This window comes from Xanthomonas sp. JL1 (genome assembly GCF_038405005.1).
Genome location: NZ_JBBYGR010000044.1, coordinates 1 through 15,073 on the forward strand (window position 1 = coordinate 1; position 15,073 = coordinate 15,073).

Genomic DNA, 15,073 nt, shown 5'->3' on the forward strand with positions numbered 1-15,073 from the left:
CAGCAGCGCTTGATCGCTCCAGTCGGCATCGGCCACCAGATGGTGCATCGATTGATGGGCTGAGCGCACGTTCTGCGGGTGCACCCGCGCGGCCATGGGCTCCACGCTCTTGCGCCCTCCAGGCAGTAGCAACCCCTTCGGGTACCAGTGTGCGGGCTGTTTGCGATCCGCATGGGACAGGGCGGCAGCAACTACTTCCCCGTACTGTTCAAAACGCACTTCCAGTGTCCTATTCAACACAGCTCTCCCGCGCGGCCTGAAGGTCTTCCAATAGTGGCACAAAGGTACGATTATTTGTAACACAGTGGAACTAACGGTCGGACCGTGCCCGATAGTCGGCGTCCAATCTATGCGTCGCCTGCGTCAACTGTTCCAACACGCCGTCATTGCAGACGACATCATCGGCAATGGCCAGCCGCTGCTCGCGCGTCGCTTGCGCAGCAATCATGCGGTCGGCCAGCTCGGCCGTCGCTGCGTCGCGCTGCATCAGGCGTTGGTGTTGCAAGGCGACCGGCACGTCGACGACGAGGATGCGATCAAGCCAGGGATAGCCCGCCCGCCCGCCGGCCTCGGTGAGTAAGGGGATGGCGACAATGGCGTACGGAGCCAGTGCCGCCAGCGCTGCGCGCTGCAGTTCGCTGCGGATGGCTGGGTGGGTGATGGCTTCGAGCACTCGTCGTTGTGCGGTATCTGCAAAGACGCGCTGGCGCAGGGTCTGGCGGTCCAGCGTTCCGTCGGTGAGCAAAACCTCGGCCCCGAACTGCGCGACGATGGCGTCGAGAACTGGCCCCGGCGCCACCACTTGCCGGGCGACGAGATCCGCATCGACTACGGGCACCCCCAGCTTCTCGAACTCGGCGGCGAGGGCACTCTTGCCGGAGGCGATGCCACCCGTGAGGCCGACGATGAAATCGCTCATCGTCGTGCCAGGATCAACGCAGACCTGCGAAGTGCAGGTAGCCGTCCACCAGGTCGTTGCCCCAGAAGAACACCACCCAGCCGGCGATGGCCAGGTAGGGGCCGAACGGGATGGGGGTGGCGCGGTCGCGGCCCTTGGCGACTAGCCAGATCGAGCCGAGGATGGCACCAACCAGCGAGGAGATCAGGATGATGGGCAGGATGCCTTTCAACCCACACCACGCGCCAAGCGCGGCCAATAGTTTGAAATCGCCATGGCCCATACCTTCCTTGCCGGTGAGCTGCTTGAACAGCCACCACACCGTCCATAGCGACACATAGCCAACCGTCGCGCCCAATAGGGCGGGCTTGGCTGGCATGTAGAGGTTGTCCATCGAGCCGACCAGGCCCAACCACATCAGCGGCAGAGTCAATTGGTCGGGCAGCAGCTTGTGACGCAGGTCGATGCCCGACATCGCCACCAGGAAACAGCTCAGCACGATCGCGCCGAAGCCCTGCCAGCCAAAGCCGAAGCGCCAGACGCTTGCCACGCACAGGATCGACGTCAGCAACTCGACTAATGGATATTGGATGGAGATCGGCTTGCCGCTGTAGCGCGACTTGCCGCGCAACATCAGCCAACTGAAGAGCGGGATGTTCTCCCACCATTTGAGCTTGTCGCCAGTGACCGGGTCATGCGAAGGCTCTACCACGATCCCCGGCGGCGGCGGCTCATAGATGTCCGGCAGCTCCAGGATCTCGCGTGCATCGCGTCGCCATTGCCACTCCATACGCCTGGGCAAGCGCAGGATCACCACGTTCAGGAAGCTGCCGATCAGCAGTCCCAGTCCGGCCGCGGCGGGAAAGCCGAGACCGGGATGCTGGTCGAGAAATGCCATTACGTCTTAACCCACCACTGCGCCGAGTTTGAAGATCGGAAGATACATGCCGATGACCATGCCGCCGACGATCGTGCCGATGAAGACCATGATCAGTGGCTCGAGCAGGCTGCTGAGTGCATCCACGGCATTATTGACCTCCTCCTCAAAGTATTCAGCCACTTTGAAGAGCATTGCATCAAGTGCGCCGGCTTCTTCGCCAATCGCAGTCATTTGAATAACCATGTGTGGAAATAGGTTCACCTGTTTCATCGCCATGTTGACCGGGTAACCCACAGACACATCGTCCCGCATCCTGAAAACAGCCTCTTCATAAAGCTTATTGCCAGTAGCGCCAGCTACGATCCCAAGTGCCTCAACTAGAGGAACGCCTGCCTTGAATGTCACTGCAGTGGTCCGTGCAAAGCGTGCAATCGCACTGTTGTGCATGATCTGCCCGATTACGGGCACCTTGAGGATCAATCGATCAAGTCCATGCTGCATCCGTGGAGAACGTTTGTAGGCAAAGATGAAGCCAACGACAGATCCAACTGTCACTATCAGCATCAACCACCAATAGCTGACCATGAAGCGCGATGCGTTGACGAGGAGCTGAGTGAATGCCGGTAGTTCGGCACCGAAGCTCTTGAATACTTCCTCGAACTGAGGCACCACGAAGATGAGCAAAATCGCACTCACGATGATTGCCACTGCAACCACCATGGCAGGGTAGAACAGTGCCTTTTTGATCTTGCCCTTCAGAGCTTCAATGTTTTCTTTGTAGGTAGCGACCGTTTCGAGGACTGTCTCCAGTACGCCAGCGCCTTCGCCCGCGCGGACGAGGTTGCGGTAGAGCTCGTCAAACTGAACGGGATGTTTGCTGATGGACTCGTAGAGCGAGGATCCACCCTCGATATCTGTCCTGATCTGGCCGACCATTTTTTTCATGCGTGGGTTCTTGTGTCCCTCGCCAATGATCTCCAACGAACTGACGATGGGCACGCCCGACTTCATCATCGTCGCCATCTGGCGGCTAAAGAACGCAATTTCTTTAGGGGTAATTTTCTTCCCCGCCCCTCCGAACAGAGGCTTCGGCTTTTGCTTCACCATGCTGGGCACGATGCCCTGACGGCGCAGCTCTGCTCGCAACATATTGGCGTTGCGGGCTGTCTGCTCTCCCTTCATCTTCACGCCACGCTTGTCAGCCCCTTCCCAAATGAAGGTCTGCAGCATGCTGGTGTTCCGGTCGACCGGTTGCTTCTTGATGGCGCTACGCGCGACTGACATGTTGGGCTCCCCAAATCCAGCCATCCCCAGGCCGGAGTACGCAGTGATGGTAGCGTGTTTGCTAGGCAAGGGCATCATATTGATCGATGGACCTGCGGAGTCCTGAGAAGTGCTCCCTCGTAGTCGGAATCTGACCTTGCGCGTCACATGGTCATCCCGGTCGCACTTGAAGGCAACAGAGCTTCCATTTGCCGAAATGCCTGGCATCATTGCCCCCCGGGGAGAAGAAGCGAACGGGGACTACTGATTGGCACGTAATCTGCATATACCGATTTGCACACACGCCCTGCTCGGGTGCACCAAGTGCCCGGGCCGGAGATTTCGATAAACTCACAACCTCTGGGGAATGCATCCATGAAGAAGCAGCAAGGCTTTACACTTATCGAACTGATGATCGTGGTCGCGATCATCGCCATCCTGGCTGCCATCGCGCTGCCGGCTTATCAGGACTACACCACTCGTGCCAAGCTCAGTGAAGCGCTGACGATGTCGGCGCCTGCCAAACTTGCGGTAACGGAGACTGCATCGTCGCTCGGCGGTGTTGCTAATGTTACTCTCGCGAATTCGGGCTACTCATTCCCGGGTGCCACGAAGTATGTCAGCAACGTCACCATCGCCGATGGTACGGGCCTAGTCACTGTAACTTCTACCGTGCCGAACGCAGCCGGTACCATCCTGCTGACCCCGAAGGATGTCGGTGGCGGCCAGCTGAAGTGGACCTGCTCTTCCGCCATCCTCACCAAGTACCTGCCGGCGGAGTGCCGTAGCTCGGGCACCTGATAAATTCCGACGAGTAGCTTGTAGAGGCCCCGCGACGCGGGGCTTTTTTTTTCTGGAGGCATATCGTGTTGCGGGGCAAACGGGCACTAGTAGGGGCGGCTTTTTTCGTGTCGGTCAGTTTGACCCCCGTTGTCATGTTGATCGTGAACGGGGGCGATGACGTCGGGATATCTGCGCTGTATGCGTTGGCGGGCCTGGTTGTTTCGGTCTCGCCCCTGCGGAGGCTGCCGCGCCTGACCTGCACTTGGTTGGCGCTCATCAGTGCCGGCGCGATTGTGCAGGTGGAGATGCTGCTGCGCTTCGGGGGAATGGTGGACGTCAACGCGCTCGCGCTGGTCTCCGAGACCACCAGTGGCGAAGCTTTGCCGTTGCTGCACTCAGTGCCTGTACGCCTTCTGTTTGGCTGGGGACTGATTGTTGTGATCTGGGGAGGGCTGATGCTATGGCCGCCGCGACTTTTGCGATGGCCGGGCAGGCGGCTTGCATTATTCGGCGGTGGCGTATGTGCGGCGCTGCTGGCAATCGTCGTTGCGTTCGAAGGCTTGCACGAGACGCCGGTGGGTGCTGCTTTCGATCAGCCATCCTTGGAACGCATGGAGGCCCTGCGGCGGGGGTACCCGACGGGAATGCCGTTGGTCATCTGGGAATATTTCCGGCAGCGTCGAGAACTGGTCGCTGCTGATGCCGGCCTTGAAAGCTTTCGATTCGGAGCCAGCCGCTTGGTGGTGGGGGGCTGGCCACGGCGTGTGCATGTGCTGGTGATCGGCGAGACAGGTCGAGCCGATCATTGGGCGCTGAACGGCTACAGCCGTGACAGTACGCCTCGGCTTTCGAGTCGCAATGACCTGATCAGCTTTACGAAGTTCTACTCGCGAGCCACCTTCACCCGGCTGTCGGTGCCCGTGATTCTGAGCCGCAAGCCGCCGGGTTCGGTCGAAGCTACCTTCGGTGAGCGCTCGTTGTTGCAGGCTGCCCGCGAAGCCGGCTATCACACGGTGTGGCTCTCCAATCAGGCGCCGATGGGGTTCCATGATTCGCCTATTACGGTTCTGGCCAAGGATGCCGATGACGTGCGCTTTGTCAGCCCGGTCGACTATCGCCACGCAGGCGTCCGCGACGAGGATCTGCTGCCGCACGTCAGGCGTCTCCTTGCCGCCGACCAGCGCGATCTGTTCCTAGTGATCCATACGATGGGCAGTCACTTCCGCTATCGGGACCGGTACCGCCCCGAGGATGCGGTCTTCCTGCCGGACAAGCCGGAACATGGCGATGCCAGGTTGTATGACCCAAATCACAAAGAGTACCTGGTCAATGGATACGACAACTCGATCCGCGCTACCGATCGCTTCCTTGATGGCCTGATCGCTCAGCTCGGGAAACTTGATGCTGCATCGTGGATGTTCTATGTCGCCGATCACGGCGAGGCGCTGTTCGATGACTGTCGCGCCGAAAGCGGGCACGGCCAATCATCACCAGCGACCCATCACGTCGCGGCGGTATGGTGGGGATCTGAGGCGTACATCAAGCACGCGCCGGAGGCCGTTCGGAATCTCCGCGCGAACGCCGACGCGATGTTATCTACCTCCATGGTCTTCGACACCACAACCCGATTGGCGGGTATCGACGTGCCCGGCTACCGCCAATCGTACGATTTTTCCTCGGCAGAGCCTGGTATTCCTCTCGATATTGCGTCGCTGCCGCTCGATGTTCCCCGCTGTCACTGAACAGGAGTCCGTGTTGAACGGTTCATCAACGAATGCGTCAGGAAAAGCGGGGTGGATTTCATCCTTGGGCGTGTTGTTTTTCCTCTCTGGTGCTGCGGCATTGATCTACCAGGTGAGCTGGCAGCGTCTCCTTTTTTCGGGTTTGGGAGCGGACACGCTGTCTGTCGCGGTCATCGTCTCGGTATTCATGCTAGGGCTTGGGCTCGGGGCGCTGATCGGGGGCTGGGCCGCGGACCGTGCCACAAGTCCACTGCGATGGTTCCTCGCAGTAGAGCTTGGTATTGCCTGTTATGGCATCTGCAGTGTCGCTGTTATCGATCTGGTCATGATGCATGCTGGTGGGCTTGGGCATGGGGTCGTCATGCTTGGTGCACTGTTTGCGCTGATCGTGCCGACCACCTTGATGGGGATGACCTTGCCGATCCTGGTGATCCTGCTGGATCGTGTCGTCCTCAACATAGGTGAGGCGACAGGTTCGCTTTATCTCGCCAATACGATGGGCGCGGCATCGGGGGCCATCGGGACCGGTCTTTATCTTTTTCATATCATGGACTTGCGGCAGGTCACCTGGCTGGCGGCAGCCATCAATGCAATGGTCGCACTCGGCGGATGGTGTCTGGTACGGAGGGCGGCGGCATGAGCTTGAAATGGATGCCGCGGGGTGTTGCTTTCCTTGTGGGCGCGGCGAGTCTGGTGCAGGAGGTGCTGTGGGTGCGGCTTGCGGGATTCGCGACCGGTGGTCTGCCAGAGACATTCGCGACGATCCTTGCGTTGTATCTTCTGGGTATCGCGGTAGGAGCGCAGCTGGGGCGTCGTCTGTGCGTTGGCCGGGTCCTGGACATCAGGCGTCGCGCGTCGCTCGTGCTGTTGCTGTCCGCGCTGGTTGATATCGCCGCCCCTTTCCTGTTTTCTTGGGGGATCGGTTTTCTTCCCGTGACTGTCGCAATGCTGCCTCTGGTGATCGCAACCGCTGCGCTGAAGAGCGCATTGTTCCCGGTGGTGCACCATCTGGGCAGCAATGATGCAGTGGCATGGAAAGGCGGGTCGTTCTCCAAGGTCTACTTCGCCAATGTGGCGGGATGCACCCTCGGTCCACTGATCGTCACGCTCTGGCTGATGGACGTGATGGTGATGGAGCAGCTTTTCGTCGGTGTCGCCACTGTCACCGCGGTGGCAGGGATGTGGCTGCCCGGCCTTCGCCTAGTGGCGGTGCCTGCAGTGGTGGTCGCGATTGCGGCACTTGTACTCCAGCCTGCATTGCCAGCGCTTGCCAGCCGCATCGTGATGGCGACGGGGGGGGCTCAGGCCGACTGGCTGCTGGAGCGCAAGGAAGGAATCATCCATACGATCGCCGACCCACAGGGAAACATCGTATTTGGCGGCAATGTGTACGACGGGCGCATCAACGTCGATCTGCGATCGAACAGCAACAAGATCGATCGTGTCTATGCCGCCATGGCGGCTGTGCCGAATCCCAAGCGTGTGCTCGTGATCGGTCTTGGCGGAGGCAGCTGGACGCGTGTGATTGCATCATTCCCGACTGTGGACCGCGTGGACGTTGTCGAGATCAATCCGGGCTATCTCGAGTTGATCGCCGGTCACCCACAGGTCGCACCGATCCTGCAGGATCCGCGTGTCCACATCCATATCGACGACGGTCGTCGCTGGTTGAGGGCACAAGGGGGGGCGCGCTACGATGCGATCGTGGTAAACAGTACGTTCCACTGGCGTTCTGGTGCAACGACGCTGCTCTCGCAGGAGTTCTTTCGCCTGGTTGGCGCGCATCTGTCCGATTCAGGCGTCGCGTTGGTGAATGCCACCGGGTCTCCAGAGGTCCTCAAGACGGCAGCTTCGGAGTTTCCGCAGGCCTATCTGTTTGGCAACAGTGTCATCATGTCACGACGCGACTTCCGCGATACGCTTCGCGCTGGTGGCGAAGCCATTTACGCGACCCGAATGCATGGGCGGCCGGTCTTTGATCCGGCCAATGCGTCTGATGCGGCCGCTGTGCGGAAGGTCACCGCGGCCGATCTCGTAGGTGTTGATGTGGTGGAAGAGCGGGCCGGGCGACCAGTCGAGGTCAATACTGACCTGAGGATGTTGACCGAGTATAAATATGGGGCATCGTCCCGATGATCGGGAAGATGGGGACATCAGCGGGAATCAAACGATGAATTCAGTATCTACAACCAACCTCGTTGGCATCACCGGCATCGCTCGTCGCCTTGTGCAGGATGGCGCCCTGGAGGAAACCGCTGCGCGGACAGCGATGGAACAGGCGGCCGCTGCCAAGGTGCCGCTGCCGCAGTGGTTTGCCGAGAACAGGCTGGTGTCGGCGTCGCAGCTTGCGGCGGCCAATGCAGTGGAATTTGGCATGCCACTGATGGATGTGTCTGTGTTCGACGCTAACCAGAACGCAGTCAAGCTAGTCAGCGAGGAGTTGCTCCAGAAGTACCATGTGCTGCCGCTGTTCAAGCGCGGCAATCGGTTGTTTGTGGGAGTGAGCAACCCGACTCAGACCCGTGCACTAGATGACATCAAGTTTCATACGAATCTGGTCGTCGAGCCGATTCTTGTCGATGAGGACCAAATCCGTCGCACATTGGAGCAGTGGCAGGCAAGCAATGCCTCATTTGGATCATCGCTTGGCAACGACGACGAGGAAATGGGGGATCTGGACGTCTCCACCGGCGACGAAGACATGGGCGCCGGCGGGGATTCCGGGGTCGATGCCAAGGGCGACGACACGCCGGTGGTGAAGTTCGTCAACAAGGTGCTGGTGGATGCGATCCGGCGGGGGGCCTCGGACATCCATTTCGAGCCGTACGAAGACGACTACCGGGTGCGGTTGCGGATCGACGGGTTGCTGAAGAACGTGGCCAAGGCGCCGGTGAAGCTGAGCCAGCGCATCGCGGCGCGTTTGAAGGTGATGTCGCAGCTGGATATCGCCGAGAAGCGGGTGCCGCAGGACGGGCGCATCAAGCTCAACCTGTCCAAGACCAAGCAGATCGACTTCCGTGTCAGCACCTTGCCGACCCTGTTCGGTGAGAAGGTGGTGCTGCGTATCCTGGACGGCAGCGCGGCCAAGCTGGGCATCGACAAGCTGGGCTACGAGCCGGACCAACAGAAGCTGTTCCTGGAAGCGATCCACAAGCCGTACGGCATGGTGCTGGTGACCGGGCCGACCGGCTCGGGCAAGACGGTGTCGCTGTACACGGCGCTGGGCATCCTCAACGATGAGACGCGCAACATCTCCACCGCCGAGGATCCGGTCGAAATTCGCCTGCCTGGCGTCAACCAGGTGCAGCAGAACAACAAGCGCGGCATGACCTTCGCCGCGGCGCTGCGTTCGTTCCTGCGACAGGATCCGGACATCATCATGGTTGGCGAAATCCGCGACCTGGAAACGGCCGAGATTGCGATCAAGGCGGCGCAGACCGGTCACATGGTGCTGTCCACGCTGCATACCAACGATGCGCCGCAGACCATCGCGCGTCTGATGAACATGGGGATCGCGCCGTACAACATCACCTCGTCGGTGACCTTGGTGATCGCGCAGCGTCTGGCGCGGCGGTTGTGCAATAACTGCAAGCGCAAGTCGACGTTGCCGGAGCATGCACTGCTGGCGGAAGGCTTTACGCCGGAGCAGGTCGCGAATATGGAGCTTTATGAAGCCGTGGGTTGCGACGAGTGCACCGAGGGCTACAAGGGCCGTACCGGTATCTATCAGGTGATGCCGATGACCGACGAAATCGGCGCGATCGTGCTGGAAGGCGGCAATGCGATGCAGATTGCCGAGGCCGCTCAGAAGATCGGCATCCGGGACTTGCGGCAGTCGGCGTTGATGAAGGCCTCGCAAGGCGTGACCAGCCTGGCCGAGATCAATCGGGTGACCAAGGACTGAGTGAAGCGTCAGTCGTAATCCTGATCGGCTGACGGTTCTTTGATCTGCATGATGCAGCTATCAAAGGTGTCCTCTAGCTGGGCGTAATTGCATGACACTGCTGCGATGCAGCCTGTAATCCAGGCGCCTGCGCTCACATGCTTCCACGAGAACGCCAGTCCATTGAGCAACAGCCAATGCTCGAAGAATAAGCGCTGCGTCCGTCCGTTGCCTTCACGGAAGTGCTGAACCATGTTCAGTTCGCCATGGAGCTCTGCGACCAACCGCATCTGCGCGGAGCGAGGCAGCGTGGTCAGATCGGCAGCGTCCAGTTGGCTCAGAACACGGGTCGCTTCGGCTTCAATGCGACTGCTTATTCAAAATCGTGTGGTGCCCTTGGCGATATCCACGGTTCTGAGCATGCCCGCCCAGTCGCAGACTTCATCGAGGAGGTCCTCAAAAGCGTTGCGAATCGGAGTTGAATTCGCCATGGATTGCACCGCAGTTGCTGCAAAAGCGGCTTCAGCCGCCTCCAACATATCCTGGTCAACTGTGTTCAGTTTGTTTCGGAGAACAGCAGTGTCAGGATAACAGGCAGGGTCAGCAACGACTGCCTACTTGCCTTTCATCCTGGGCGGATAGGGCCAAATACTTCTTGCGCAGTGCTTCTTTGCTGGGCAGCGGGCTCTGATCGTTGTCGACTGTTGCAGGGGTTTTGATGCCTTCCAGACGTTGGCTGGCGGCAAAGTTGTCCCTGCGAGTGACGCGATAATGCTCTATGACGGTCTCAAGCCTGGGCTTGTTCATAGCGACTTCTCGGGCATGCGGCTATCTGAATCATACCCGGATCGGCGGTGACGAGACGTGCTGCTGATAGCCTCACTCCATCCCCAACTTCTTGAGCTTGTAACGCAGCGCCCGAAACGTGATACCCAACTGCGCGGCGGTCTTGGTCTTGTTCCAGCGGTTTTCTTCCAGCGCTTTCTGGATCGCGGCGCGTTCCAGTTGTTCGATGTAGGAGGGTAGGGCGGCCGAGGCGGGGTCGATGTCGACGACGGCTTCGCGTGGTTCCACGGCGGCGCTGCCGGGTGTGGCGGCGAGGCGGTGGCCGCCGTGGGCGGGCAGGCGCAGGTCGGTGGCGCTGATCTGGTCGTCTTCGGCCAGGGCAAGGGCGCGTTCAAGGATGTTTTCCAGTTCGCGCACGTTGCCGGGGAAGCCGTAGTGATCCAGTGCGTCGAGCGCGGATTGGGTCAGCAGTGGAATGGTGCGGCCGTGGCTGTGCGCCAGGCGCGCGATGATGGCAGCGGCCAGCTGCGGCAAGTCGCCGCCGCGTTCGCGCAGCGGCGGCACGCGCAGTTCGATCACGTTGATGCGGTAGTACAGATCGTGTCGAAAACGGCCGTCGGAGACCAGGTCGCCCAGGTCCTTGTGGGTGGCCGACAGGATGCGTACGTCCACCAGGGTTTCGCCGGAGGCGCCGACCGGACGCACCGATTTTTCCTGGATGGCGCGCAGCAGCTTGACCTGCATCTGCAACGGCAATTCGGCCACTTCGTCCAGGAACAAGGTGCCGCCGTGCGCGGCCTGGAATAGCCCGGGCTTGTCGGCATGCGCGCCGGTGAAGCTGCCTTTCTTGTGGCCGAAGAATTCGCTTTCCATCAGCTCGGCGGGAATGGCGCCGCAGTTGACCGGGACGAACGGGCCGGCGGCGCGTGCGCCTTGTTCGTGGATGGTGCGTGCAACCAGCTCCTTGCCCACCCCGGATTCGCCGACGATGTAGATCGGCGCCTGACTGCGCGCCACCTTGCCGATGGTGGCGCGCAGGCTCTCCATCGCGCTGGAGTCGCCGAGCAGGCGGCTGGCCTGTTCCGGTGGCGGCGGCGGAGCAGGGCGGTCGTGGTTGTTCAATTCCAGCGCGTGCTTGACCAAGCCGCGCAGCACGCCGATGTCCACCGGTTTGCTGACGAAATCGAAGGCGCCGGCTTTCAGCGCTTCCACGGCCAGGTCCATGCTGCCGAACGCGGTGATCATCGCCACCGGCGTCTGCGGGTACTGCCTGGCGATTTCGGTGACCAGCTCGATGCCATTGCCGTCGGGCAGGCGCATGTCGGTCAGGCACAGATCGTAGGGATTGTTGGCCAGCAATTCGCGCGCTTCGGCCAGATTGGCAGCGGTGCTGATGCGCAGCCCCATACGGCTCAAGGTGAGAACAAGCAACTCGCGAATATCACGCTCGTCATCGACAACCAGGGCACTTTTGGGTTCGCTCATGCTGCGCACGATAGCCCAGCGTGATGATAGTCGACAATTGTCGAGTGGGGCGCGGCGCAACGATTCACCTGCAGTGCGGGGGCGTCACTGCGGCTTTGTGAGTGTTTGCAAGGAGCAGTTGCCAGTCGGCGGAAAGGGCGTGTCGAGGGGCAGCGTTTTCGAACGGATCTGCCGACGAGAGCCTCACCCGCCCAGGCCCGCAGGACCTGAAAGCGCGTTGCTGCAGGGCGTTTGCCCCTTCGGCAACAGCAACTTTCTGGTATCGAACAAGCTGCGCGATCCGCCCGATATCACCGCATCAGACATCCCACCCAGCCGACGGCCAACCACTCACTTCCCAAACAAACCGTTGGGCCCCTGCAACGAAATCCGGAAACACGCGCCGCCGCAAGGGATCGAGACGTACTCCAGTTGCGCCTGGTTGGCGCGGCAGAGTTCCTGGGCGATGTACAGGCCCAGGCCGGTGCCGTGTTCGGAGGTGGTGTAGAACGGGCGGAACAGCTGCGCGGCGACGGCTTTGGGGATGCCGGGGCCGCGATCCATGACATCGATCACGGCCATGCGCTCAAGGCGTTCGACGCGCAGCTTGACCCGTGCCGGTTCGTCCATGACCCGGCCGTACTTGAGTGCGTTGTGGACCAGCGCGGTAAGGATTTGATGCAAGTGCTTGGGGTCGACCAGGGCATGCACCGAGCTGCCCTGGATGCTGGCCTCCAGGATGTCGGTCTCCATCGACAAGGTCTGCCGGTACTCGACCACGAAGCGCCGCACGAATGTGGCCAAATCCAGATTGTCGGGGGTGGCGCGTTCCCGCCGCGCCAGTGCGAGCACGCTTTCGACAATGCCATTGGTGCGCTGGCATTGCTGATGGATGATCTGCAGCAGGCGCCGGTCGGCATCGCCGATGTCCGGCGACTCCTCCAGCAACTGCGAGGCGTAGCAGATGGCGGTCAGTGGGTTGCGAATCTCGTGCGCCAGGCTGGCCGAGAAGCGCCCCATCGCCGACAACGTCAGCGATTCGGCGCGACGCGACACCACGGTGGCGTCGTCCAGAAACACCAGTACCAGGTCGCTGTCGGCGAGCAGGCGCACGAAGCGAGGTTGCACTTCCGGGCGGTCGGCGCCGAGTTGCAGCGGGGCTTCTTCCTGGCGCCAGCCACTGCGCCAGCGCTGTAGCCGGCGCGCCAACTCCGGGGTGAGTGCCACCAGCGACAGGTCGGCCGGTGCATGGCGTGGGTCGCCATCGCCCAGCAGGGCCAGTGCCGCCTCGTTGGCCAGCGAAATGCGGTTATGGGTGTCTACCACCAGCACGCCGGTGCGCATGCGCCGGATGATCAGCTCGTTGATTTCATACAGATTGGCGACCTGCGCGCCGCGTTCTTCGGCCAAGACCTGATTGCGGCGGGCGCGCGAGGCGATCTGTTCGCAGATGAAGGCCACCGCGACGTAGCTGGTGGCGAACATCGCCAGTTCCGCCACCGGTCGCGTGGCGCCGCCGCCTTCCAGCAGGGTCCACAGGTACTCCAGCACGATGGCCGTGCCGGCGAGCACCGCGATGCTCATGCCGTAGCGCAGCCGCAACAGGATCGCGGCGGCCGCCACGTTGAACAGCAGCATCATCGCAATGCCGGCGCTGGCGCCAGGCAAGGCGTGTGTGGCCAGGGTTGCGGCCAGGATGTCGGCGACCACGGCGCACAGCACGGTGGCGGTGAGCCGGCGCTCGCTGCGCCCCCAGAACAGCAGCGGAATCGCCATGCACAGATAGCCGATTGCCACGACCGGGGCCAGGCGTGGGTAACGCGGCTCGGGAATGGCATCGGACAAGGGGCTGAACACCAGCGCGGCGATCAGGCCCGCCACCAGCACCCGGTACAACGAGAAAAAATACAGCTCACGCTGCGGCGCGGACTGGATGCGGGCGATGAACGATGTGATGGATTCCAAGCCGATTTCCCCGCTGGAGCGAGCCGCGAGTATAGGCAGGTGCGGTGGGATGCATGGCGCGTGCGCATATTGTCCGGCGGTGCGCACGCGCGGCGACGGGGCAGCCAATCCCGGAGAATTTTGCGCCGCGCGGCGTGGTCGGCCACAATAGGCGGCCCGTTCGCGTCCCATGACGTGCCGCTCCGGCGGTCTGCGTTGCACGCAGCGGTCGTTTCCTTTTCCCACGGTGACGCATGAATTTCCACGAATACCAGTCAAAACAGCTGCTTGCCGAGTACGGCATCCCCGTCCCGTCCGGCAAGGTCGCGGCGACACCGGACGAAGCGGTTGACGTCGCCACTTCCCTGGGCAAGGGTCCTTGGATGGTGAAAGCGCAGATCCACGCGGGTGGCCGCGGCAAGGCTGGCGGCGTCAAGTTCTGCAAGACCACCGACGACGTGAAGGCCGCAGCAGCCAAGATGCTCGGCACCAAGATGTCCACCTACCAGACCGCCGGCGTCGAGCTGCCGATCAACCTGGTGCTGGTGACCACGGCCGGTGAGATCGTCAAGGAGCTGTACCTGTCGATCCTGGTCGACCGCGGCACCAAGACCATCACCTACATCGCCTCAAGCGAAGGCGGCGTGGAGATCGAGCAGGTCGCGGCCGAAACGCCGGAGCTGATCCACGCGCTCAACGTCGATTTCGTCGAAGGCGTGCAGGGTTATCACGGTCGCGATTTCGGCTTCAAGTTGGGCCTCAACGCCAAGCAGGCCGGCCAGTTCGCTAGCATCATGGTGAACTTGTACAAGCTGTTCAACGAAAAGGACCTGGCGCTGGTTGAAATCAACCCGCTGGCGATCCTGGACGACGGCAACCTGTACGCGCTGGATGGCAAGTTCGACAGCGACGACAACGCCGCGTTCCGTCAGAAGCAGCTGGTCGCCATGCGCGACAAGACGCAGGAAGACGAGACCGAAGTGACCGCCTCGGAGCTGGACATCAACTACGTCACCATGGACGGCAACATCGGTTGCATGGTCAACGGCGCCGGCCTGGCCATGGCGACCATGGACGTCATCAAGCTCAATGGCGGCGAGCCGGCGAACTTCCTGGACGTGGGCGGCGGTGCGAACAAGCAGCGCGTCATCGAAGCGTTCAAGCTGATCCTGTCCTCGGACAAGGTCGAAGGCATCTTCGTCAACATCTTCGGCGGCATCGTCCGCTGCGACATGATTGCCGAGGGCATCATCGCCGCGGTCAAGGAAGTGGGCGTCAAGGTTCCGGTCGTGGTGCGCCTGGAAGGCACCAACGTGGAAGAAGGCAAGCAGCTGCTGCGCGATAGCGGCATGGCCATCATCCCGGCCGACAACATCAACGACGGCGCCAAGAAAGTCGTTGAAGCTGTCAAGAACGCCGCCTGATCCACG

The 15,073-nt window shown here is 61.3% G+C and carries 15 protein-coding genes; 6 read left to right on the top strand and 9 right to left on the bottom strand.

Translation table 11 applies throughout. The features are described 5' to 3' along the window. The 4 genes from WJW29_RS09690 to WJW29_RS09705 all read right to left on the bottom strand — a co-directional run. Positions 1-240 (bottom strand): transposase (locus WJW29_RS09690; protein ID WP_146760451.1); only part of this gene is annotated, 240 nt, incomplete at its 3' end. A gap of 70 nt (positions 241-310) precedes the next feature. After that, positions 311-919 (bottom strand): dephospho-CoA kinase, encoded by a 609-nt coding sequence (gene coaE, locus WJW29_RS09695; protein ID WP_011258357.1) that lies wholly within the window; start codon positions 917-919, stop codon positions 311-313. Positions 920-932: 13 nt separating this feature from the next. Then, the gene (locus WJW29_RS09700) at positions 933-1,796 is read right to left on the bottom strand and encodes an A24 family peptidase (RefSeq protein ID WP_011258358.1); all 864 of its coding nucleotides are present in this window, start codon (positions 1,794-1,796) and stop codon (positions 933-935) included. Between the two features lie 6 nt (positions 1,797-1,802). After that, complete coding sequence (locus WJW29_RS09705; protein ID WP_011408067.1) at positions 1,803-3,062, bottom strand: type II secretion system F family protein; 1,260 nt, start codon at positions 3,060-3,062, stop codon at positions 1,803-1,805. Between the two features lie 354 nt (positions 3,063-3,416). Here WJW29_RS09705 and WJW29_RS09710 point away from each other — a divergent pair, with 354 nt between their 5' ends. From WJW29_RS09710 to pilB, 5 genes are all read left to right on the top strand, one after another. Next, the gene (locus tag WJW29_RS09710; protein WP_011408068.1) at positions 3,417-3,842 is read left to right on the top strand and encodes a pilin; all 426 of its coding nucleotides are present in this window, start codon (positions 3,417-3,419) and stop codon (positions 3,840-3,842) included. Between the two features lie 134 nt (positions 3,843-3,976). Then, the gene (locus WJW29_RS09715; RefSeq protein ID WP_011408069.1) at positions 3,977-5,566 is read left to right on the top strand and encodes a phosphoethanolamine transferase; all 1,590 of its coding nucleotides are present in this window, start codon (positions 3,977-3,979) and stop codon (positions 5,564-5,566) included. A gap of 70 nt (positions 5,567-5,636) precedes the next feature. Next, entirely contained in the window at positions 5,637-6,206 is a 570-nt protein-coding gene (locus WJW29_RS09720) for a hypothetical protein (RefSeq protein ID WP_229001934.1), read from the top strand. Continuing rightward, positions 6,176-7,702 carry a membrane protein gene (locus WJW29_RS09725; protein ID WP_011258362.1) on the top strand — a complete coding sequence of 509 codons (1,527 nt, stop codon included), beginning with the start codon at positions 6,176-6,178 and terminating at the stop codon, positions 7,700-7,702. The genes WJW29_RS09720 and WJW29_RS09725 overlap by 31 nt, the downstream gene beginning before the upstream one ends. Positions 7,703-7,736: 34 nt before the next feature. Then, entirely contained in the window at positions 7,737-9,470 is a 1,734-nt protein-coding gene (gene pilB / locus WJW29_RS09730; RefSeq protein ID WP_011408072.1) for a type IV-A pilus assembly ATPase PilB, read from the top strand. 8 nt (positions 9,471-9,478) lie between these two features. Here the strand turns inward: pilB and WJW29_RS09735 are convergent, their stop codons facing one another. From WJW29_RS09735 to WJW29_RS09755, 5 genes are all read right to left on the bottom strand, one after another. Next, on the bottom strand, positions 9,479-9,826 hold the full coding sequence (locus WJW29_RS09735) for a Fic family protein (protein ID WP_305954854.1): 348 nt from the start codon (positions 9,824-9,826) through the stop codon (positions 9,479-9,481). Then, a complete protein-coding gene (locus WJW29_RS09740) occupies positions 9,827-9,988 on the bottom strand; it encodes a hypothetical protein (RefSeq protein WP_153296778.1) in 162 nt (53 codons plus the stop codon). A gap of 61 nt (positions 9,989-10,049) precedes the next feature. Further along, a complete protein-coding gene (locus WJW29_RS09745) occupies positions 10,050-10,256 on the bottom strand; it encodes a YhfG family protein (RefSeq protein WP_027703281.1) in 207 nt (68 codons plus the stop codon). Between the two features lie 72 nt (positions 10,257-10,328). Beyond that, a complete protein-coding gene (locus WJW29_RS09750) occupies positions 10,329-11,780 on the bottom strand; it encodes a sigma-54 dependent transcriptional regulator (protein WP_011258365.1) in 1,452 nt (483 codons plus the stop codon). Positions 11,781-12,050: 270 nt separating this feature from the next. Next, a complete protein-coding gene (locus tag WJW29_RS09755; RefSeq protein ID WP_011258366.1) occupies positions 12,051-13,664 on the bottom strand; it encodes a HAMP domain-containing sensor histidine kinase in 1,614 nt (537 codons plus the stop codon). Positions 13,665-13,897: 233 nt separating this feature from the next. On the opposite strand from WJW29_RS09755, the gene sucC reads away from it, so the two are divergent. Further along, positions 13,898-15,067 carry an ADP-forming succinate--CoA ligase subunit beta gene (gene sucC / locus WJW29_RS09760; protein WP_011258367.1) on the top strand — a complete coding sequence of 390 codons (1,170 nt, stop codon included), beginning with the start codon at positions 13,898-13,900 and terminating at the stop codon, positions 15,065-15,067. Positions 15,068-15,073: the final 6 nt, after the last annotated feature.